At 45.5% G+C, this 20,419-nt stretch carries 25 protein-coding genes; 7 read left to right on the forward strand and 18 right to left on the reverse strand.

The window, feature by feature from the left end; translation table 11 throughout:
- Positions 1–94: 94 nt before the first annotated feature.
- The 14 genes from MKY74_RS34460 to MKY74_RS34525 form a co-directional block, all read right to left on the reverse strand.
- Complete coding sequence (locus MKY74_RS34460) at positions 95–1,672, reverse strand: extracellular solute-binding protein (protein WP_167372947.1); 1,578 nt, start codon at positions 1,670–1,672, stop codon at positions 95–97.
- 60 nt (positions 1,673–1,732) lie between these two features.
- Positions 1,733–2,596: a carbohydrate ABC transporter permease gene (locus tag MKY74_RS34465; protein ID WP_076176542.1), complete on the reverse strand. Its 864-nt coding sequence runs from the start codon at positions 2,594–2,596 to the stop codon at positions 1,733–1,735.
- A gap of 55 nt (positions 2,597–2,651) precedes the next feature.
- The gene (locus MKY74_RS34470; protein WP_244169457.1) at positions 2,652–3,584 is read right to left on the reverse strand and encodes an ABC transporter permease; all 933 of its coding nucleotides are present in this window, start codon (positions 3,582–3,584) and stop codon (positions 2,652–2,654) included.
- Between the two features lie 915 nt (positions 3,585–4,499).
- Positions 4,500–5,300 carry an SDR family NAD(P)-dependent oxidoreductase gene (locus tag MKY74_RS34475; protein ID WP_341014108.1) on the reverse strand — a complete coding sequence of 267 codons (801 nt, stop codon included), beginning with the start codon at positions 5,298–5,300 and terminating at the stop codon, positions 4,500–4,502.
- Between the two features lie 58 nt (positions 5,301–5,358).
- Complete coding sequence (gene csaA, locus MKY74_RS34480; RefSeq protein WP_076177136.1) at positions 5,359–5,691, reverse strand: chaperone CsaA; 333 nt, start codon at positions 5,689–5,691, stop codon at positions 5,359–5,361.
- Between the two features lie 45 nt (positions 5,692–5,736).
- The gene (locus MKY74_RS34485; RefSeq protein ID WP_076177137.1) at positions 5,737–6,060 is read right to left on the reverse strand and encodes a putative quinol monooxygenase; all 324 of its coding nucleotides are present in this window, start codon (positions 6,058–6,060) and stop codon (positions 5,737–5,739) included.
- A 117-nt stretch (positions 6,061–6,177) separates the two neighbouring features.
- Positions 6,178–7,272 (reverse strand): FAD-dependent monooxygenase, encoded by a 1,095-nt coding sequence (locus tag MKY74_RS34490; RefSeq protein WP_084204349.1) that lies wholly within the window; start codon positions 7,270–7,272, stop codon positions 6,178–6,180.
- A 42-nt stretch (positions 7,273–7,314) separates the two neighbouring features.
- On the reverse strand, positions 7,315–8,166 hold the full coding sequence (locus MKY74_RS34495; RefSeq protein WP_341014114.1) for an SDR family NAD(P)-dependent oxidoreductase: 852 nt from the start codon (positions 8,164–8,166) through the stop codon (positions 7,315–7,317).
- Positions 8,167–8,501: 335 nt separating this feature from the next.
- Positions 8,502–9,077, reverse strand: a complete 576-nt coding sequence (locus MKY74_RS34500) for a TetR/AcrR family transcriptional regulator (RefSeq protein ID WP_341014116.1) — start codon at positions 9,075–9,077, stop codon at positions 8,502–8,504.
- A gap of 532 nt (positions 9,078–9,609) precedes the next feature.
- Positions 9,610–10,374 carry an NAD(P)-dependent oxidoreductase gene (locus MKY74_RS34505; RefSeq protein ID WP_244169485.1) on the reverse strand — a complete coding sequence of 255 codons (765 nt, stop codon included), beginning with the start codon at positions 10,372–10,374 and terminating at the stop codon, positions 9,610–9,612.
- Between the two features lie 57 nt (positions 10,375–10,431).
- On the reverse strand, positions 10,432–10,818 hold the full coding sequence (locus MKY74_RS34510) for a MerR family transcriptional regulator (RefSeq protein ID WP_076177128.1): 387 nt from the start codon (positions 10,816–10,818) through the stop codon (positions 10,432–10,434).
- Between the two features lie 211 nt (positions 10,819–11,029).
- Positions 11,030–11,512 carry a hypothetical protein gene (locus tag MKY74_RS34515; protein WP_076177127.1) on the reverse strand — a complete coding sequence of 161 codons (483 nt, stop codon included), beginning with the start codon at positions 11,510–11,512 and terminating at the stop codon, positions 11,030–11,032.
- A gap of 150 nt (positions 11,513–11,662) precedes the next feature.
- Positions 11,663–12,343 (reverse strand): hypothetical protein, encoded by a 681-nt coding sequence (locus tag MKY74_RS34520; RefSeq protein ID WP_076177126.1) that lies wholly within the window; start codon positions 12,341–12,343, stop codon positions 11,663–11,665.
- Positions 12,344–12,509: 166 nt separating this feature from the next.
- Positions 12,510–13,169 (reverse strand): nucleotidyltransferase domain-containing protein, encoded by a 660-nt coding sequence (locus MKY74_RS34525; RefSeq protein ID WP_076177125.1) that lies wholly within the window; start codon positions 13,167–13,169, stop codon positions 12,510–12,512.
- A 347-nt stretch (positions 13,170–13,516) separates the two neighbouring features.
- Between MKY74_RS34525 and MKY74_RS34530 the strand changes: the two genes are divergently transcribed.
- Positions 13,517–14,713: an IS110 family transposase gene (locus MKY74_RS34530; RefSeq protein WP_076177140.1), complete on the forward strand. Its 1,197-nt coding sequence runs from the start codon at positions 13,517–13,519 to the stop codon at positions 14,711–14,713.
- A 362-nt stretch (positions 14,714–15,075) separates the two neighbouring features.
- Here MKY74_RS34530 and MKY74_RS34535 read toward each other — a convergent pair whose 3' ends face one another.
- Positions 15,076–15,738, reverse strand: a complete 663-nt coding sequence (locus MKY74_RS34535; RefSeq protein ID WP_076177044.1) for a DUF1295 domain-containing protein — start codon at positions 15,736–15,738, stop codon at positions 15,076–15,078.
- A 198-nt stretch (positions 15,739–15,936) separates the two neighbouring features.
- On the reverse strand, positions 15,937–16,236 hold the full coding sequence (locus tag MKY74_RS34540; RefSeq protein ID WP_244169478.1) for a hypothetical protein: 300 nt from the start codon (positions 16,234–16,236) through the stop codon (positions 15,937–15,939).
- Here MKY74_RS34540 and MKY74_RS35800 point away from each other — a divergent pair.
- A complete protein-coding gene (locus MKY74_RS35800) occupies positions 16,178–16,381 on the forward strand; it encodes a hypothetical protein (protein WP_445671815.1) in 204 nt (67 codons plus the stop codon). The two genes, MKY74_RS34540 and MKY74_RS35800, sit on opposite strands and share 59 nt — an antisense overlap.
- A 213-nt stretch (positions 16,382–16,594) precedes the next feature.
- Here the strand turns inward: MKY74_RS35800 and MKY74_RS34545 are convergent, their stop codons facing one another.
- Together MKY74_RS34545 and MKY74_RS35805 are read right to left on the reverse strand one after the other, a co-directional pair.
- Positions 16,595–16,789, reverse strand: coding sequence for a hypothetical protein (locus tag MKY74_RS34545; RefSeq protein ID WP_076177042.1), 195 nt, complete (start codon positions 16,787–16,789; stop codon positions 16,595–16,597).
- 469 nt (positions 16,790–17,258) lie between these two features.
- A complete protein-coding gene (locus tag MKY74_RS35805) occupies positions 17,259–17,657 on the reverse strand; it encodes a TetR family transcriptional regulator (protein ID WP_076177041.1) in 399 nt (132 codons plus the stop codon).
- A 572-nt stretch (positions 17,658–18,229) separates the two neighbouring features.
- On the opposite strand from MKY74_RS35805, the gene MKY74_RS34550 reads away from it, so the two are divergent.
- The 5 genes from MKY74_RS34550 (at position 18,230) to MKY74_RS34565 (ending at position 20,293) form a co-directional block, all read left to right on the forward strand.
- Complete coding sequence (locus MKY74_RS34550) at positions 18,230–18,724, forward strand: hypothetical protein (protein ID WP_076177040.1); 495 nt, start codon at positions 18,230–18,232, stop codon at positions 18,722–18,724.
- Complete coding sequence (locus MKY74_RS34555; RefSeq protein WP_076177039.1) at positions 18,721–19,164, forward strand: spore germination protein; 444 nt, start codon at positions 18,721–18,723, stop codon at positions 19,162–19,164. The genes MKY74_RS34550 and MKY74_RS34555 overlap by 4 nt, the downstream gene beginning before the upstream one ends.
- Positions 19,165–19,275: 111 nt before the next feature.
- Complete coding sequence (locus MKY74_RS35810) at positions 19,276–19,512, forward strand: spore germination protein (protein ID WP_076177037.1); 237 nt, start codon at positions 19,276–19,278, stop codon at positions 19,510–19,512.
- Between the two features lie 46 nt (positions 19,513–19,558).
- Positions 19,559–19,681, forward strand: coding sequence for a hypothetical protein (locus tag MKY74_RS34560; RefSeq protein ID WP_279628535.1), 123 nt, complete (start codon positions 19,559–19,561; stop codon positions 19,679–19,681).
- Positions 19,682–19,699: 18 nt separating this feature from the next.
- Positions 19,700–20,293: a GerAB/ArcD/ProY family transporter gene (locus MKY74_RS34565; protein ID WP_076177036.1), complete on the forward strand. Its 594-nt coding sequence runs from the start codon at positions 19,700–19,702 to the stop codon at positions 20,291–20,293.
- Positions 20,294–20,419: the final 126 nt, after the last annotated feature.

The raw sequence follows: 20,419 nt of genomic DNA on the forward strand, positions 1-20,419 counted from the left end.
CTCTAAAAACAAATGATCTCATATAGAGCAGGCCATTGTGTGGCCTCGCTCTATATGAGCCCTCTCTTCTTCAACTCCCTTATATGTCATTTCATTATTTCTTCAAACTGTCGTACTTCTCCTTCAAAGGGCCATACTGAGCTGTGGCCCAAGCCTCCAGCTTAGCCATGCCTATTTTTTCGGCCTTCTTGATCAGTTCATCGTAAGCCTTTTGCGCTTCCACCGCCGAAGGAGCAAGATATACCTTCGTTACCTCTGTCTTCACCATATTGTCAATATTCGTCTGAATAATTTGCTCTGGCGAATCGGTATCCGGACTGATCATGCCAATGGCCGGATTGAACGAGATGATCTTATCGTATGCTTCACCTTGACGGGTCGTCTCGGAACCTTCTTTGTAAGAACCGAGAGCCATGCCGACACCGGTCTCGGTGGGCACTCCCCACCAATAGACACCCTTCTGCTTAAGGACGGTCAAGTCCTGCGGATCGTAGTTAAACACAGGATAACCGGCATCGTTCCAAGTCCAATCCTTGCCTTCTATGCCCCATTCCGCCAACCTCCAGCCATCCTCCGAGAACAGATACTTCAGGAAGCGGACCGATGCTTCTAGGTTCTTGTTGTCCTTCGTCACATAGATTCCCAAACCACCGGTGCCCGTGCTGACAATGGAAGCTTTCGGACTGAGCGGTTCAGCCAATTGGACAAACTTGAGTTTTCCCTTTGAATCCGCTGTCAGACGATCCGCCCCCGAATAGGTCCATGTATAGGCAAATCCTTTGCCTGATAACATCATCTGCTCGGTCTCCGATTCGTTCTTATATGCGAAGTTCTCCGATGTGACAAATCCGTTGCGGTACAGACTGTTCATATACAGCATCGAATCGCGCACGCTATCCTGACGAAGGTAATATTCAATCTTGCCCCCGTTGTCGACGAGTCCTCCCTGAGCACCGAACTGTACGTCAAAGTAAGGGCGCTGCCAGTTTGGATTCAGTATGAGCGGTGCTATTTCCGGGTGCTTCTTCTTCACCTCGGTGAAGACGTTATCGAGATCCTGCAGCGTTTTTATAGGAGGATTACCGATCTCCTCCAGAATATCCTTGCGCATGGCGAGTCCTGCGGTCATCATATGTGCATATGGATTAGCCTTCCATTCGGACTCTGGAGAAAAATCATTGCGGATGGCATAATAATTCCCGTCACTCACCGTGTTGACCAGTACTTTCACCGGATCGAAGGTAACGTCAGGTGCATATTTGGGGAAGAGCTCGTTGTAAGGAAGACTCAGTTTGCTGTCGGACATCAGCTTGAAGTTAAAGGAAACTACAAGATCCGGAAGATCGCCAGAAGCGACCATTAAGGCCAATTGTTTGTCATCAGTAGCAATGGTTACCTTCGGCTTCACACAAGTTGCCTTTGTAATCATGTCGGGAATTTCTCCTGCCCAATCCTGGAACGGGTACCAGGTCGCATCGACGAACATCGTCAATTCCACCGGCTTTGTGCACGGCTGGGCACCGTCTCCAGAGGAGGATTCCGATGCAGTATCCGCTGGCTCGTTACTGGATGCAGTTTCATTGGTAGATTTGCTACATGCAGATAACAACCCCCCTGCCAACAACAGAATTGCCATCAGCAGGATTAATAACGACTTGTACCGATGAATCATGGTCATTCCCCCATCATTATTTTTTATATTTCAAAACAGAAGGACACGCACCAAAGCCGACTAGCCTTTTACGGAACCGAGCATCATTCCTGAGACGAAGTACTTTTGCAGGAACGGGTATACACCGAGTATTGGCACGATGGAGACGACCATCGCCGTTGCCTGAACGGAGAACGGCGTGACGCTCGTCCTGGACATGGCGGCAGCTTGGGTGTCGCCGGAGGGCACCATGGTTTGATTGATAACCTGCATCATGCGGTAAGTAAGCGTACGTAACCCCTCGTCCTGTACAAAATAGGCTGAATCGAGCCAAGAGTTCCATTGGCCGGACCCAATGAACAAACTCATCGTCGCGAGCAATGGCATCGATACCGGGAGAATGATTCGTGCAAATATTCGGAGCTCCGAAGCCCCGTCGATCCGCGCCGATTCCCCCAATTCGTCCGGAATTTCCCGAAAAAAGGAGATGGCGATCAGCAGAAAAAAGAGGTTAAGCATTCCCGGAACGACGTAAACCGCAAAGTTGTTGATAAGCCCAAGGCTTCTCAGCACAATGTAGAACGCAATCAGACCTCCGGAAAAGTTCATCGCGATCACGACGGTCAGAAAATATCCCGATCGGAAAACCAAATCCTGCTTAGACAATCCGTAGGCTACAAGACTGGTGAACAGAATGCCGAGCGCTGTCCCGATGACCGTGCGGAGCACCGAGATACCAAACGCTTCGACCCATTTCGGATCCTGAAGAAAATAAGTGTAGTTACTAAAGGTAAATTGTCTAGGCCACAAGTATACGCCCCCGGCAGCTGTATCCGTACCTTCGTTAAGCGTAATCAGGAGAATATAATAGAAAGGATATAAAGTAACGAAGACCACAACTACGAGTATAGCGGTAATAACTGTATCCAGTACTCGGTCCTCCATTGACTTTTTTCTTGGCACTACTTTTCACCTCGCATGGGATTGATTTTTGACTCGATCAGAACAATCCCGTCCCGGATAGTCTTTTGGCAATGGTATTGCTCCCCAAGATTAGCAACACTGAAATAACGGATTGCATCAAGTCGATGGCCGTGGCGAACGAAAATCGCCCTTGAGCGAGACCGATGGAAAATGCATAGGTCTGAATGATCTGGGATTTGTCGCTGTTGAGTGAGTTGCCTAATAACATCGCTTGTTCGAAGTTGGAGCCGACAAGTCCGCCTCCCAGCATACTGCCGATCGTCAGGATGAGAATGACGATACTGGCGCTCTTTAAGCCCGGCAAGGTAATGTACAAGATCCGCTTCAATCGACCCGCACCGTCGATCTCCGCCGCTTCATACAGAGAAGGATCAATGCCGGCCAGTGCGGCCAGAAAAATAATCGTCCACCACCCCGCTTCCTTCCAGATCGCCGTCGAGACAGCCAACCCCCAGAAGGAATCTGGATTCGTGAGCACCTCAAGCGGTTTTCTTATGATATGAAGGTTAAGCAGTAGGTCGTTTACTACTCCGTAGCCGCTCGATAGGAAAGCGTATGCAATACCTGTAACGACAACCCATGATATGAAATGCGGCAAATAACTTACGGTTTGAACGAACCTCTTCAAAAATACGTGACGTACTTCGCTGAGCAAGATGGCGAACAAAATCGGAACCGGATAGGAGAAAATAATTTTCAGAACGCTAATCACCAGCGTGTTGCGGACGAGCATTGGAAAATTATAGTCGTCGATCAGCTCACGAAAATGGGACAAACCCGACCACGGGCTCGTGAAAATACCCTCAATGCCGCTGGAAATCTTGTAATCTTTGAATGCAATAATAATCCCGAACATCGGAATGTAGCTGAAGACGAGCAGGTACGCTAATCCGACCCACACGAATACTTGAAACGGCAACTGTCTTTGCAAGCGCTTAATAATTGACACTTGATTCACCTCCTCATTGGTCGCTTCAATACAACTGGTATGTGAATTAATTATAGATTCTCGAAAGAGATGTTGAATACGGTTCATAATTCGAATTGTACTGATCATTTTTTACAAAAACAGAAAACGCTTTCAATATAATGCAGCATTTCTTCTCGGTCATTTTCCGAACCGAAGAGTTCATGAAGAAAAGTTAACCCTCATACTTATCGTACTCGGTTCTTCTTTCGACCCTGCTCAGCCACGTATTATAAAATGTTAAAACTACATGTAATGAGAACCATTATCAATCACGGTTAACCATAGCCGCAGCTACGCGGCTATGAAGCGTGTATGTTCTTGTCCGTCTTACAGCCATTTGCTCCAGACTCGTCATCGTATTTTTGTTTTTTTATGCAAGCCCTTGGATTTAACGATTTGCTCCAATTTCCTTTTTGTACCGTCCCGGCATCTGGTCGTGGTACGATTGGGCATGTCATCTCATCCAGAGTAACTTATCCATAGCAATATCCCCTCTCATCTATCTTCCAATCGATGGAGAATAGCCTTGACTATGTGCTAAACTGTTTAGTATGCGCTTCAGCTCGCCCCTATTAGTTAATTCTGAAATAACGGCGTAGTTATGTGTTTTATGTGGCTATTATCTGCACTGATCGCCTTCCACCTCTATGTCCGTGAACCAGAACGTATTACTGGTTTCGTATTTGCATCCGATTAGTTTTCCAAATATCATCGACCAAAATATCAAAAGGCAGCCGGCCATTTTGGTCGGCTGCCTTCAGCTGTCTTCATTGAGATATCGCTTCACGTTAGCCTAAATGAATTATCGAACTCTTTAGTAAGGAGAGAACAAATTATCAGTAAATAAAGAGCCCAGTTTAGAAGTACAAATTTAATTTATCGAACCATTTCGGTTTAAATCGTTTTAATCATATTTCCATCAATAACATAATCCGCTCCGGTAATCATTGAAGCTCGCTCCGAAGCAAGGAAAACTACAAGGTTCGCAATGTCTTCGGCTTCTGCAAATTTCCCCAATGTTATACCAGCCATTTTAGGTAGCTCTTCGAAAACTTTTTCGGAATCCATCGCTGCAACTGAACCGATCGTTTTGGCCATTCCGTTTTCAGGGTCTTGCCACAAAGGTGTTACTACCGGTCCAGGTGAGATCGAGTTCACTCTAATATGATGAGGTCCAAACTCACCAGCCAGCATTTTCGTCAAATTATTAAGTGCCGCTTTGGTGGTGCCATAAATAGGCAATAACAACTCGGGCATCCGTGCATTTACTGAAGAGATATTTACAATGGCACCCTCATTGTTCTCTAGGATATGCGGTAATGCTGCTTGAGTAAAACGAACAACGCTAAACAGGTTTAAATCATAAAGTTGTTCCCATTCCTCATTTGGCGTAGCCAAAAAACCTTCTCCTCTTCTCTTGTCAACCGCCCCGATACTATTGATTAAAATGTCGACTCTGCCGAACACTCCACCGAGTTTTTTAGAAAGTTCAACGGTATTGCGTTCCATATTGACATCAATAGGTAGATGTTTGACTGATTTTTTTTCAACAAGATCAGCCAATTCCTCTGTTAATGTCCGACTTACCGCGACGACACTTGCCCCTTCCTCGATAAATTTTCGAACGATTGCAAGTCCAATTCCTTTACTTGCTCCGGTAACGACAGCTACTTTGTTGGCTAATTTAAGATCCATGTTTACCTCCGAAAGCTAACGCTTTTAAAATTTAAATTCCTTTAGGCGATCCTTATTTTTACGCAATGGGCGTACCATTAGGCATTTCGGTACCCGGCTTTAATAGAATAACATCTCCTTTTTCCGGGACTCCTCCCAACACTAATACCTCCGATTTGAATCCCGCAATACGCCGAGGAGGAAAATTGACGATTCCTATAATTTGCTTCCCTACAATTTCCTCAACCTTGTAACGCTTAGTGATTTGTGCACTTGAGGATTTCATCCCGATCTCCGGTCCAAAATCAATCTTAAGCTTTATCGCAGGAACCTTTGCTTCTTCAAAAAACTCCGCTTCCTTAATCGTTCCGACACGAATATCTAGTGCTGTAAAATCATCGATCGTTGCCAACGTTTCGCCTCCTCCACTAGAGTCCTTAACCCCTCGGCGGTGCTCTTACTGCGCTGGGCGAAAGGGCTGCAGGAGTCGAATCCCTTCCTCAATGGATCCCTCCATCAACTCTAAGAGCTGGGGTACCAGTTCCTTCATTCGGGGGGCGTTCAGGTGCCGATCAAGGGCATCCCGGTTTTCCCAGCGCTCGTAGATGATGAATGTGCCAGGCTGGCCTTCTACTTCGTGAGCCTCGTAGTCAATGTTACCCAGGTCGTTGCGCGACGGGGTGACAGCAGCAGTCATGAATGCCTTCATCTCGGCTTCTCTCCCTGCTTTAGCTCTCGCCTCCCAGAGTACAGTAACGTAACGGTTCTTTGTATCGTTCATGCTAATTCCTCCTATTTTATAAATACTTCGTATTTTTTGCTTAACCGTTTTCTCTAATGGGCAAATTCCCCGATTATGCTTGAAATTCCAGTGTATCAATGGCTTATTTTCATGCTGTTATAGGCGTCCAAAAGAACGATTAAAGCCTTGGCCCGCTAGAACATCTTGACGAACCACATCTAAACGGCGTGTTTGGTATTTACTCAAAGCTTTTGTTATCGAATTAGGATACTGTTTAAGAGAGTCCATAATGGCAACCGTATCATCAAGTGAGTCATTAAATCCTGCACCCGTCATTGGTGACATGGTATGAGCTGCATCGCCGATCATGGCTATTCTTCCTTTTGACAATATATTTGGAATGTACTCATTAACAGGTGCCCCAATTAAGCTGCGGTCCTTAATCGCGATTTGCAAAATGGTATCATCTTCTTTGCTCCAATGGGCTTGGCTGGTTTGTGATAGTTCTTCCAGCAGCGAATCCGGGATAGCTTCACCGTATAAGGAATGCTGGGCAATCCCGTCCTTTAACACCCCTAATTCAGACAGCAATGGATTATGCGAATGATCAAACCAGCAAAAACCTATCCATCGCTGGCCAGGATGGGTCCCCCCCTCTTTCCCTGGCATCACCGCAGTTGTCAATTTACCGGCAGCACTATCGTTGAAATAAGCGCTCGAAAGCTGCCGTTTTTTCCAGTCTTTCTTGGGCAGCAAATGTTCATCCACTTTCCCTACCCAAGCCAGATAGCCAGCATAATCTGCAAATGGTTTGTCAGGGCTTAAATAACGACGGACAATACTGCGATATCCATCTGCGCCAATTAAAAAGTCTCCTTTAAACGTCTGCTCCTCTTCACTGGTAGCCCAAGCAGATGATTCATTTTGCCCAACACTAACAATTCGTGTATGGTGCTGAAGGGTAATGCCAGGTTCTTTAGCGACCGCGTTGCGCAAACGTTCTTGAATGGCTGACCAGGCTTCAACATTGTTGTTACCATTGGATGCCAAGTGTCTTAATTCACGTTCAATTTCACTGTTACGATAAGGCTTTGTGTGTAAGCGAATAAAAGCACCATTTCTTAATGATGAATCTGCTCGTTCAAGAATAGTCACTGTATAACCAGAAAGGGATAACGCAAGCCCCATCATTAGACCACCTAAAGATCCACCTACAATAATGGCATGTTCAATCTGTTGTTGTGACATCATTCATTCTCCTGTTTTGTAATGGGGCATTCGTAAAAATATCCGTTACTGCAGCTTCATCTGGCTGCGGAGCATCCGATCGAGGAGTTTGTCCGGGAGAATTCGGACTAGTCGGGTCAGCAGCGCGGAATCGCGACCGACCGTATAGCGGGTGCGCGGCTTACTTACGTGGATGGCTCGTGAAACCACCGCCGCCACTTTCTCGGGGCGGATGCCGTCCGTTGCCCACGTTTCAGCCTGAGCCTTCACGGCATCAAAAAGACGATCATGGCGCCGGTGCTGATCCGGCGTCATCAATTTGGCCAGCCGCTCCGCTGTCGTAATCCCTTGCTCCGACAGACCCGTACTGACGCCACCCGGAGTGATCATGATGACCTTGAGGCCAAACGAGGACATCTCCCTGCGGAGACTGTCATTGATCGCTTCCATAGCATACTTAGCAGCCGAATAAATTCCGAACCCGGGCATGGAAACCTTGCCCCCAAGCGAACCGATATTGACCACGCGCCCGCCGCTGTTCAGCAAGGCCGGGGTAAGCGTCTGAATAACCGCGACCTGTCCGATCACGCTGACTTCGATCTGGCGGCGAAATTCATCCAGCGGAACCATCTCGAGAGGGGCATTAACGGCGATGCCGGCATTGTTGACCACGGCCCGCAAAGAGCGACCAAGCGGATCTTGCTCCACCCGTTCGGCCAGCGCCTTTAGGGTGTTGATATTGGTAACATCGACGATCACCGGTTCGATATTTTTGCGTTTGATTTTGTCGGCGTCTTCCTGACGACGAACCCCCGCCAAAACATGAAATCCTTCAGCGGCGAGCTGCTCCGCAGTAGCCCTGCCGATGCCGCTGGACGTACCTGTGACGACGACCAGCTCTTGAGTTTTAGATGGCATAGTAACCTCCTAGGTTTGATAAAATGTGGATCACGGTATAGCACTGTTATACGGGTATTATAGCACCGCTATACGAAGCTGTCTATAGCGGTGCTATATTTTTTTGAAGTGTTGTTCTGTGGTCTGAACATTACTTTGACGGGCACTGCGTGATGCACTCGGCGTGCCCTTCACCTGTCACACAACAGGAATCCAAGAGAACGAATGCTCGCATCCTCCAAACATAAAAAAAGATCGCCATCCTCCTGGAGGTCCAGGTTGGATAGGCGATCTTTTTTTATGCGTCTCTAAATTAGGGCTTTGCCTGGGGTCGCCAGGCTCTGTCATCGAATTCCTCATTTTGAATCGGCTTCCGGCCTTTGGATCAAAATGATCTGCATTACGCTTTCCCGAATGAGATCAACGACGTCTGGCTGGGGTGGGGGTGTCTTACGAACCTGGGCCGTCACATACAGCCAAGAGGCCGTATTCGCAGAAGCCCAGACCAGATCTGCCGCCGCCTGGACTGACACTGCCAGTTTACCTTCGTCGGCGACTCTCTGAACATTTTGCACCAATGCTTGGTACGACTGATCTGCCGCCTCGATATGGGCTCCCTCGAGCAACCGCCCCATCATCGCCGCATAAATCCGAGGACGGGCTGCCGCGAAGCGGACATAGTCATCCCATCCTTGACGAAGAGCCATCTCTGGAATGGTGGACTCCACAGCGGCAATCTTGCTTTTAAACAACTGTTTGAACGCTTCCACTATAGCTGCACTCAGGAGTCCATCGGCACTGCCGAAATGATGGTAGAGCGTAGGAGCCGTAACCTGTGCGATCGCAGTTACGGCTCGCGTCGAAAATTGGGCTCCGCCCTCCTCTTCGAGTACCTTAAGAGCAGCTGCTAATATTTTGTCATATGTGTTCATACGCCTATTATAGCAGTGCTATATACAAATGTCCATTAGGAAGGTTGTACACCTGTGATCATAATTCCTGTATTGGTAACCAGATATTCAAATCTATGTTAGGCTAACCTACGCGTAGTTCATTCAGAAATTTCAGGTTTGCAATGCCAACCCTGGTAGTGAAATCTCATATGGTTCACCTTACTTGTGATACGGTTCTCCGTGGTGTCTGTAACAGCAAGTAATTTTAAAAAAACAACTGAGAGGATACTATTTTGTATATCTCGGCTCTAAATCAATGACAGATAAACAACGATGCATCAAGGCCACCTGTACCTTAACCACCCTATAAACGTAGCCCAAGCCTCGACTAAAATCGTCCAAAACTTAAAGCAAGCCCCCTCAGTTAATGGAGCCCGCTTTGTAACCTATTTCATTTGCTTTTTAAATACTACGTTCAGCGTCATGGATTGAGAGCAGGCCGGTTATACAAGCGTACGAATAACATCGACCGTTGCCTTATGTTCTGGTCCGATCACCGTTCTCCAGCATATCAAGCAGAAGGCTGGCAAGCGGAGCCGGGAATTGTTCGCATCGCGCCGCCAACAGCAAGAGGCTGACACGATATGGTTGACTTCTCGGCAATCATTTTTCCATAGCTTTGATAAATTGGGGCGGTAAACAGTGTGCTGGTAAGCATATTGACCGCTGCTTTGGGATCAACTCCGCCGCTCTCAGCTATTCCTAGTGCTTCTTCCAGTGAACGTGCGGCGGAGACAATCAGGAAGTTACCGATTAGTTTGACGAGTACAGCCGAACCGGCTTCCTCGCCAAAGTCAAAGATCCCTTTAGCTCCCATCGCTTCCAGCAGCGGCCGCACCCGTTCCTTTGCTTCCTTGGGACCCGCTATTGGAGTCCACAATTGCCTGGCAGCGGCTGCCTCCGGCCGTCCAAAGATAGGCGCCTCAACATAGACGGAACCGTGCCGCGCGTGCAGCTCCGACAGCTTTCTGCCCGTATCCGGCGACACCGTACTCATTGATACATGAATACCGCCTATGCCCAGGCCTTCTAGGAAATCTTCGCTTTTGACGACGTCTTCCAATGCATCATCGTCCCAAACCAAGGTGACGACGATGCCAACGGTTGTCACGGTGTCAGCTGGACGGACTGCCTGCAGTGCACCTTGGGCCACGAGCGGCTCCGCTTTTTCTGGGGTGCGGTTGTATACGGTCAATGCATATCCTGCTTGGAGCAGATTGGCAGCGACTGGCATACCAAGCAGTCCGAGTCCGATAAATCCAATGTTTTCTCTCATGAATTTAACCTCCTTAGGATTCTAAACATTACGTTAACGTAATGTTTAGGGAAAAAATTAATCGCTATCATTGGCCTCGAGCCATCGCTCGAAACGTTCTATATGTGACTGCAAATCGCTGCGGAACTGCCCGAGCGCTTCAAGCTTCTGGTCCGTGTCGGCCAGATGCTCGCGCAGTATGCCGAGGACCTTCCGTTTCGGCAGCACCCCGCTCGTATCCGTAAAATAAAGCTCTATTACGTCCCGAATTTCCTCCAAACTTAGGCCAATCTTTTTCAACTGATCGATCATATGCAGACGAGCAACCGTTTCTTCCGTGTAGTAATGATGACCATTACCTTCGCGCTCGCCAGATGGAAGCAATCCAATGCTCTCGTAATAGCGAACCGTGCGCTTGGTTACCCCTGCTCGTTCTGTCAAATCTCCAATGCGCATGCGGTTCATGATGAACCCTCCTTTAAAGATATAATATGACGTTAACGTCATGTTTGCATGATAGCATTGAGATAAAAAAATAAATACCCTGAAGTTAGCCCTACTTATGATACGGTTCACCGCGAACAATCTTAAACTATACTGCTCGTTAGCTTAATAAAACTGCCGATCTGCGCTGGCAGCTTCTTCAAATGTCCGTTTATTCAACTATCGTTTCCCGTTAGTTGAATGACTCGGGTGCCCACGTGGAGATTCCATCTCCAGGAGTAGCAACTACAAGCCACTTATTTCCAGAGTATTCTGAGCCATCTCCTGCTTGCCAGCACTCATATTTTTCATGGTGCCCATTAACAAAAAGCGTCTGCCCTGACTCAAACTTAATATATAGGTGAGGGACAAGCTTTCCAAGCTTTATATTTGTCACTTTCTCTCTGCGTAATTCAAAAATCATTTTATACTGATCTTCTTCTGAAAGCTCCCTCATTTCGCCATCAGAATCAGGAAAGTCATTGGTGTGTTTGGGGTATAGATCCCATTTCGACTCAATATTAAGCCAAAGTTGATCCGGAGAATTGTCCTCGTAGTGTTCAAAGCGTATTAAAAGCGCAGCGGGACTTAGACCGAACTTAACACCATCCAATTGACTTCCAATAAATAAATGAGTTAAAACTTTTTCTGCGTACTCTCTATGTTCAACTTTCAATAGAATCACCTCTACCGATAATAACTCAATTTTACTTAATATCCGCAACCATTCCTCACTTAACCTGCCCGTTCACGTAATGAAGCTGCCTAACAGCATCGGCAGCTTCTTCCTGGTCGTTTATTCAGCTATCGTTTCCCGTTAGCTCAATCAGTCATTCGATCTCACCCATACACGAAGCGGTCCTACAGTTGTCCATCCCGATTTAAGTGCTGCGGTAAGATCAGTACCACTTTCGTATCCCACCATGGGTAACCCTGGAAAATCTAATGGGACTATATTATGAATATCAGACCACGTATTCCCGATGTTAGCACTCGAAAATACGTTGGATATCCCTATGACATTTGCGCCTAGATTAGCGATAAATCCTGACACTTCATCCTTTTTCTTATTTAAATAAATTTTCACATCACGTCGGTCTAAAAGTTCAGGTTTAATCACATTTTCTAACCCAATGGCGGAAGTCCAATCTGCTAACTCATTTTCTGTTGTGACATGGCACCATCCCGGTTGAATGGACTCCAAGTTAACCACCGGTGCATGATAAATCCAGTCTGCTGTAAATAACATTTCAAAATCAAAAGGCGACAAATCAAGATTAGCAAAACTATCTTTGATGCCGGTTATTTCTTTATTATCAATGATGTCAATTACCTCATCAACAGTTACATACCTGCTTGATGTAATCATGTCCGGGTAATACGGCGGAGATTTCGATGTTGTCCTCCAAATATGTTTTCTTGAAGTTGCAGTAATACCGTGCGTCTCACATACGATTCCACACCAAACGATATTATTTATTACAGCTGCATCAACCTCTTCACTCATGATTGCTTCCCCCTACCTTCCTGATATTCGCAACATTCACACAACAATATTCTTATACCTGATATGATGCTTTCCTGCCCGTTTATTGAGAAAACGGCAGCCACTCCACTAGCTGCCGTCTCTTTGGTTTTATTAAGCTATCGTTCCCCGTAAGCTTAATAAATTGCTACAGTCTTTTAAGCCATTCGTGCCCATTAACGTATTCCTTTTTGAGGGATTGGCCTAGCCATTGTTTTTGCTCGTCATCAAGAAACGGCAAAGAAACCTCGAAATCTTGATAATGATCAAGTGTATCAGGACTGTATTCTAGGTATCTTGATTTATAAAACAAAACAACTTCTGGAGCTAAGTGAGGTACTCCATTTGATTTTAATAAAGCCTTATTTAGTTTTCTTTTAAGGTTTGCATTTCCTGGCAAGTAAAAGTATTCGTCACCCCTCTGGTTGAAAAGAAATTCTATGTAGGTAAAATCCTTTTGCTCCTTCTTTTCAAAACCAAAGCGATACCTATCATCCCCAATTGGTTCTAATTTACAACGATTCTCATTTAATGTAAAACAAAATAGATTTCGTTTTTCAGGGCTTTGTTGCACTTCGAATAATTCGTGGATTATACCCCCACCACAGGCTTCAAATACCCTCCAGCCCTCAGCTAACATTAAAGTAATGACAGAATTTCTATCTTCCCAAAACACTGCAATATCCAAGTCTTTATGAATCCTTGTTTGCTTACCAAGAAACGCATCAATTGCGCCTCCGCCACAAACATACCAATCGAAGCCTTGGTTAGCTAAAAATAAAAGAGCATGTGAAATAATTGATTCCACCAATAACAACTCCCCACTACTTCCCTTTATTGTTAATCACAATTTTACAAGATATGGGTAAAATGAGCTATAATAATGATTTATCTTCATGCTATCCTGCCCGTTCGTATTATGAGGTGACCAGAACTTACTGGTCGACCTCATTTTTGTGTGGTCATAAGATTGAGGTAGCCGGGGATCGAACGTTTCTGCCCGTGGGACTCAGATCCCGAAAGCTATTCTGTTCATCCCCCCTACTTGTTAAACCATGATTAGGCTAGTTGGGGCTTTGACCCCGAATCACATGCGATAATATGGACGACAAGAAGGTTAGGGGCTGCCGGCGAATATAGACTAGGAGTGATTGAATGAATCCCGTCATCGGGTTGGATATTTCCAAAGGAGAAAGTCATGCACAAGCTTTTTCAAATCGAGGAATGCCTCACGGCAAAATCTTCCGTTTTGGGCATGATCTCGAGGGGCTAATGTCTTTTCTGCGATACGCACAGGAGCTTGAGTTCTTTACAGGTCTGCGTCCTGCCGTCGTGTTAGAAGCAACCGGGCATTACCATAGCCCTGTCGTTCAGTTTCTAGATGAGCATCAGTACTTGTACATCGTTATTAATCCATTGATTTCACATCAGGCCAAAAAAACCAACTTACGTAAGGTGAAAACGGATATTGCTGACGCGTACCAACTGGGGGAATTGTTTTACAAAGAAGAGTTGGAACCTTATAAAAAGCGCGGCCAATATCTGATGAATTTGCGCTATCTGACACGGCAGCATGAGTCTTTAACGGATATGTATGTGCAAGCGAAGCTACAGTTTCAGGCGGTTCTTGATCAGGTCTTTCCGGAATATCATGGTGTGTTTGGTGACCTGTATTCGAAGGTGTCACTTCGTTTTCTGACTCTTCACTCTACGTCTCAATCAGTGTTGGTCAGATCCCTGAAAGATATCACGGCAACGATCCAGTGCCTTGCTGGGCGTTCTTCCACTTGGGCGCTTGAACGTGCCCAGAAACTAATGGCTGCCGCGGAGCGCAATCCTTTCAAGGAGACAGCTTTTCCAAGCCATCTTATCTCACTGGAGTTGCTTATTAACCTACTTCTTCAGTACCAGGAGCATCTAGCCAACCTTGACCAGTCGATAGATGCTCTAGCTGAAGAATTACAGGAATATGATTTGATCCAATCGATACCTGGCATTGGCACCAAAATTGCTGCAACAATTCTGGCTGAAATCGGGGAAATCGATCGATTTGATCATGCAAAAAAGCTGGTTGCATTTGCCGGTATCGATCCAAGCGTGTTCTCTTCCGGCAAGTTTACAGCGACCCGAAACACGATTACTAAACGCGGTTCCAGAAGACTCCGAACGGCCTTATACCAAGCCGTACGCTGTGGTCTGCGTAGCTCTCGCAACCAAAAGCTCCGAGCTTATTACGAGAAAAAGCGTGCTGAAGGCAAACCGTTTAAAGTGGCCGTAATTGCCTGTGTAAACAAGCTGATCCATTGGGTTTATGCGATTCTAACCAAAAAAGAAGCATTTCGACTGAGCTAAACAAGAAAGGCTCACCTTCTGAGGAAAACCTTCCCAAATCCTGTGGGACGGTTATTTGTTATGCTTTCTTTTAAGTATAGCACCTTTGACTTTAACCATTAAGAATTAAATATTGACAAGCTATTAGCTAGAATAGCTTAACGAAGCTGCCGATCAGCACTGGCAGCTTCTTCATGTTTATTCAACTATCGTTTCTTTCTATCAGTTCAATGTTCAACTTATGATACAATGAAGCGGGTGAGAATCCTTATCGACTAATGATATATGATCTTATCGTCTGGTTTTGACAAGAATATATATCGTGAAAACACAAAAAGTCGCAGCTACGCATTTTGGCTGTAGTTCTTGTCGTCTTACATTTATTAATATATAAACGGAATCAATTTTTTTGTCTTCTTCTCATAGACCTCAAAGGCCAAACCGTATTTTTTTCTCAAGTATTGGTCATGAATAGGAATATTCTGAAAAACAAACATCAACAACAGAAGAATTGGTACCAAACCGGACCATATATTTCTCGTGAGCATCGCAAAACCGCAGACCCAGATCACATCACCAAAATAATTGATATGAATTGCATATCTGAACAAGCCTCCTGTATAAAGTTTTCCTTGATTATGTTCCTTCTTCTTCCACCTGTCTCGTAACCATTCAGATAAAGAATTGATCAGAGAACCAGTGAAAAAGAGAAATAGGGCGATTCCATCCACTCCATCCAGCGGATCATCATGAATACTTCCTAACACTGGGAAACCAATATAGTATACAGCGAAAGCAAGTAAAACACCTCCTACTTCGCTCCAGGATATCCCCCTTCTCAACAAATAAATCGTCATCCAGCTCATTCGAAAAAAAGTAACTAAACAACAAACAAATAATATCAAGTTTCGCTGCACGTTGCCCACGGGCAAATAGGCCTTATTTCCATTTATAAATAAAAACCAGTATACAAATATAAGAAACAGGCACTCACCAGCAATGATCGTTACTCTTTGTGGCCAAGATTTTTTCTCACCACCGTACATACGAATCCCTCCTTTAATATTACGGATGCATATTGTTTCCGGTTAAACCTATGACAGGACTGACTCAGTGATCTGCTTACGTAAATGTACACTCTTTTGTCCGGATTCCGTGGTGGAGGTCCAAAGTTGCTTTTACCGGGAATGACCGCTTAACGATGGCATAAGGAGGAAAAGTAATGTCCAAGTTGGCCCAAGCTTTTAGTCAAAAATTTTACATTCGGAATCAATTGCCTGTTCATCGCTTTGGCGATTGTTTACATTTGGATTAGATGAATGAAATTTACGGATTACGAGGTAAACGGGATCGTGCGACTTGTCAGCAACAGCCGCCTCTGAGTTGGCTTTTACGATGTGATGCCAGTCCATGCGTTCTCTTCTCTCCTGCATTTTCGAGATTCTCATCGGTCTTCTCTCGCTAGGCCGTTTCGTTTCCACAAGGCTGGCGGCTCTCGGCGCAGCACTGTCTTGCATCATATTTCTGACCACGATCAGCTTCATGTTTTCTACACCGGGCGTGATTGAACTGAGCCTTGGTTTCCCGCTCTCTCTGAGTTTCCAGGACTCTAGATCTTGTCCTACTGAAGACGGCTCGCAGCGAAACAAATCAATGATTCCGGACCCCTACAGCAAACGGGAGAAGTAAGGATTCTATCGGTCTTCCACAGCCTTGAATTGGAGGGGATTGCGGCGTTCGCTGCTTTACCAAATCGGCAAGGCGGCGGGCATTTTTTTCATATAGTTTTGTTAATATGCTCAAAAAGAAAGATGGTAAGTAAAAGGTCGGTTTTATATCAACCTTTTGAGCAGATAAGAAGATCATTTAATTATGTATTGCAAGTGACAGCTGGTCTTAGACCTAAATTTCATCCCCAAAATTTTTTATAACCACTCCTTCCAAGTTCAAGTACCTCATTTTGTGTTTTTCAAGATACTCTTTCCACCCTCTCGAAGGTATTCCACATTGCACCAGCACATCTTTTATATCCAGTTCTATCTTCCCGATATTACTTTTAGACGAAATCTTAGTATCACATTTTTTCCAGTCATCCATAGAATAACTCCCCACTCCTTATTTTGAAAATCACTACCTTCACTACGTAACAGCATCAATCCACGAGAATCAGATTAGTCATTTGGTGGAGTCCTTTGATAAGAAAAACGTCTATCGACGAACTTTCACAGAAAACAGACCGCGTTTAGCGGAAGTCATTTTTGTGGTATCAGGAAGCTGACTCCTTCTGTTATCTTAAAAAAGGGTTCTATTTTTATCGAAGAGCATCGAGATAGCTTCCGAATATTGAATCATAATATAAATATGCATACATGTATGTATTTATTTAGGAATTTGAGATGCACTGTCCTATAAGTTTGTCCCATCAAGCCGGCTTCAACGTAGAAGCTTCACCATGGCAGCGGCCAGTTTTGCACCATCCAACGCTTCACCGTATAGATTATGGTGGGTAATGTAACCATCCAAAATTGCAAAAATTTGCTTATGCGCTTCTAGAGGAATTAGTCCTTTACGGTATAGCCAATCCAAGTTTCCTTTCGTCCCGCAGTCCAGCTTTCATAATAAGACTTAAAAATTTTTCGGACAAACTCCTTATCCTCCTTTTGCATAAAGTAGTCGATATAGACAAAGATCCATTCGGGGACTTTGTAATATACGCCACTAATTCCTCTGCCAAGTAAGATACAGCTTCCTGCAATCGCGCTCCGGAGTCAAACAATCGTTCCAAATGTTCATGGGTATCCGCTCTCATTTCGCGACGATAATCGATTAATTTGCGAGAAAAATCCTCTTTACTTTCAAACTGAACGTAAAAAGCGCCTCTGGTATATCCGGCCTTGCTGGAGATATCATCAATCGTGGTGCTTGAAAATCCTTTCTCACAAAAAACTTCCAATCCGGCTGTCATAAGCTTTCATAGGTAGCCTCTTTTTTTAATTGAAATTTATTTTTTCTCATCTCGTAAGCCTCACAGTTTAGTTTTAAATATATAACTTGAAAGTGGCAACAGCCGGTAATGGGCTAAATCGGTAGATTCGTTAGCCACCACATTTTCGCTAGTTGCTGCTTCTACAGGCAATACCAGTGTGATCAATTTTTGAGGCGCTTTGTTGTGCAAAGGGTTTCTCTCCGCTTTTTTAATTTATCCCTGCAACGTATATTGGAAAATAACGGAGGTATTTTATTCTCCCTCCTCTGTTTATCTGGAGCTGAGCTCCGCTTTTTGGGTATCTTCTGCGAAGCTTTTGTCCTTGCATTGTGCCAATCGTAACGAAATAAGCCAGCATCTAGCTAATTCGTTTGCAGTGCTAAGCCTTGGAAGCAGATGCTGACAGCAGCAAATAATGGGCCTTCACGGGCATCCGAATCTCATAGCCGCGGAACGCTTAAGAAGGACATAAATAATAAGCGAACCTATGACAGTAAAAACAAACCCAAGATGAAGAGGGTTCCGGAATATATCTTGGGCAGCCATAGGATTTGTCCAGCATCGCTGACTGCGCCATTACTGCAGAACCTGAAGGTATCTTTGAGTGGATAGGCCATAAGATAACCGGCAATACAGACCATAATTCTCCTGCCGCTACTCCGGCCAGAAAGGTTGCAATTCACACCGGCCAAACAAAGCCGACACCGATTCTTACTGCGACAATCACTGCCCATGTCTTCTTCATTCTCAGCGTTAATCCTCCCCAGTCAGTATCCTTTATCCTCAATCTCTTTCGTTCTATCGCATGGGATCATATGGAAATGCTTGCAGTTCTCCAAACTAAGAAGGTTTACACGTTTCACGATGTGGCAGATCTGATATTACAAGGTAGTAAAGTAGCCTTTTTGGCAAACGGGGAGGATTCTGTTACTCTTGCGGATGTGACCGGATTTGATAAGAGACCGTTGAAGAACCTTCTATGGAAGCAGCGATTCGGGGATAACGGGAGAGCTTCACCGAAACTCTGCGGACAACCACAACCTTGATCCGCCGAATTATTGTCACACCAAACCTGAAAGTCGGCAAGCTGACCCAAACCGAGGTCGTTCTTGCCTATATCGAGGGCATTGCTTCCACATCAATGCTGGACGAGATTCGCTCAAGGGTCGAGCAGATCGATCTTCAAGGCGTGTTGGAATCGGGGTACATCGAGGAATCCATTGAGGACACTCACTTTTCTCCTTTTCCACAAATGCAAAGCACCGAGCGGCCCGATGTCGTTTCGGCAGGATTGATGGAGGGACGGGTAGCGGTTTTGGTTAATGGATCACCGATCAACCTGATCGTACCGATGACTTTCTGGGACGGCCTGCAGGCACCCGACGATTATTACGAGCGGTTTATGTATGTAACTTTGAACCGATGGATCCGCTTAATTATTTGCCCTTGTTTGCCCTTACGTTCCCTTCGGTATACATTGAGCTGACTACCTATCATCCGGAAATGGTTTCCCCAAAGCTGATGCTGAGCATCACATCCCTCAGGGAACAGGCTCCATTACCAACGGTCATCGAAGTATTTATTATGGAATTTATGTTTGAGGGATTACAGGGAAGCGGGGATTCGGTTACCCCAGCAAATCGGTCCACTCGTCAGCATCGTAAGGGCTTTGGTTATTGGACAGGCTGCAGTACTATTGTCATCGTGCAGGCAGCACCCAAGGATATGGAAAACACTCAAGCCACATTGGCATGAAACCTTTCCCGAACTGCCGATCACCGTAGCGGTCCATCTTCGGTACAGGGACCCGGGTCAAACCAATTCTTCACTGTAGACCACCAGAAACCAGGGGAGCCATATCCCCGAAAGGAGGAGAAGCTATGAAGCTGACCGGATCGCAAATATTTTGGACTATAAGCACCGTAGAAATCATCATGGCTGTCTGGTTAAGAGTGTCGCCTACCATCGAAACGGCCAAGCAGGATGCCTGGAAATCCGTTTAATCGGTTTGTCATACGTATTTGGTCACGCATGTCAGCCTTCTCCATCCTGGTGAAACTTTGAGGCAATTTAACCGAAAGCTGTTTGGCGGCTGGATCGGAAGAATCATCACCCTCCCATATTTTGTGGCATGGCTCTTATTATCCGGGAATGTGCTCCGCTCCTTTGCGGATTTTATCCATTTAACCATCTTGGACCGGACCCCGAGCTGGGTTCTTATGGTTATGATGCTGAATTTGGCCATTTATCTGACTGGCATCAGTGGGATTACCGGTATCGGACGATTTTGCGAAATGGCCGGACCCGTGACCATCATTATGATGATCCTCAGCTTCCTGCTGAATGCCACGAACACAAAACTGCTTCAAATCCTGCCGGTCTTCGGCGATTCAAGCTGGCAGCAGATTTTCAGGGCATCACTGCCGCCCGCTTCATTTTTTGGGGAATCGTTCATGCTGCTGGTCCTTCTCTCGTTTATATCCAGCAATAAAAAAGTATTTGACAAAGCCCTGTCCAGTGTCGCATTCACTGCCATCATGGTACTGCTGGCCACGGTCATGGTGTTGCTCGTGTTCGGCCCCTACGTAGGGAAAGAGCTGAGGTTCTCTTACTAAGCTAGGTAACTAAAACAAGGTTTACCTTCACTTTATAACCTATAAGCTGAACTGCATTACCGAAAACTCTCGGTTATCTGAATCCCCTATAAAAGCTGGATTCCTAAAAAGAAGACAGGCGTACTA

This window comes from Paenibacillus sp. FSL R5-0378 (assembly GCF_038009285.1).
GTDB lineage: Bacteria > Bacillota > Bacilli > Paenibacillales > Paenibacillaceae > Paenibacillus_AQ > Paenibacillus_AQ favisporus.

Bases quoted from the DNA above. Each gene is read 5' to 3' on its own strand.
- MKY74_RS34505 (WP_244169485.1), bottom strand. From the start codon at position 10,374: ATGAGAGAAAACATTGGATTTATCGGACTCGGACTGCTTGGTATGCCA.
- MKY74_RS34530 (WP_076177140.1), top strand. From the start codon at position 13,517: ATGAATCCCGTCATCGGGTTGGATATTTCCAAAGGAGAAAGTCATGCA.
- MKY74_RS34485 (WP_076177137.1), bottom strand. From the start codon at position 6,060: ATGAACGATACAAAGAACCGTTACGTTACTGTACTCTGGGAGGCGAGA.
- MKY74_RS34475 (WP_341014108.1), bottom strand. From the start codon at position 5,300: ATGGATCTTAAATTAGCCAACAAAGTAGCTGTCGTTACCGGAGCAAGT.
- MKY74_RS34460 (WP_167372947.1), bottom strand. From the start codon at position 1,672: ATGATTCATCGGTACAAGTCGTTATTAATCCTGCTGATGGCAATTCTG.
- MKY74_RS34495 (WP_341014114.1), bottom strand. From the start codon at position 8,166: ATGCCATCTAAAACTCAAGAGCTGGTCGTCGTCACAGGTACGTCCAGC.
- MKY74_RS34465 (WP_076176542.1), bottom strand. From the start codon at position 2,596: ATGGAGGACCGAGTACTGGATACAGTTATTACCGCTATACTCGTAGTT.
- MKY74_RS34540 (WP_244169478.1), bottom strand. From the start codon at position 16,236: ATGAAGCTGATCGTGGTCAGAAATATGATGCAAGACAGTGCTGCGCCG.
- MKY74_RS35805 (WP_076177041.1), bottom strand. From the start codon at position 17,657: ATGACAGCCGGATTGGAAGTTTTTTGTGAGAAAGGATTTTCAAGCACC.
- MKY74_RS34490 (WP_084204349.1), bottom strand. From the start codon at position 7,272: ATGATGTCACAACAACAGATTGAACATGCCATTATTGTAGGTGGATCT.
- MKY74_RS34535 (WP_076177044.1), bottom strand. From the start codon at position 15,738: ATGTACGGTGGTGAGAAAAAATCTTGGCCACAAAGAGTAACGATCATT.
- MKY74_RS34500 (WP_341014116.1), bottom strand. From the start codon at position 9,077: ATGAACACATATGACAAAATATTAGCAGCTGCTCTTAAGGTACTCGAA.
- MKY74_RS34520 (WP_076177126.1), bottom strand. From the start codon at position 12,343: ATGAGTGAAGAGGTTGATGCAGCTGTAATAAATAATATCGTTTGGTGT.
- MKY74_RS34510 (WP_076177128.1), bottom strand. From the start codon at position 10,818: ATGAACCGCATGCGCATTGGAGATTTGACAGAACGAGCAGGGGTAACC.
- MKY74_RS34545 (WP_076177042.1), bottom strand. From the start codon at position 16,789: ATGGATGACTGGAAAAAATGTGATACTAAGATTTCGTCTAAAAGTAAT.
- MKY74_RS34560 (WP_279628535.1), top strand. From the start codon at position 19,559: ATGAAGCTGACCGGATCGCAAATATTTTGGACTATAAGCACCGTAGAA.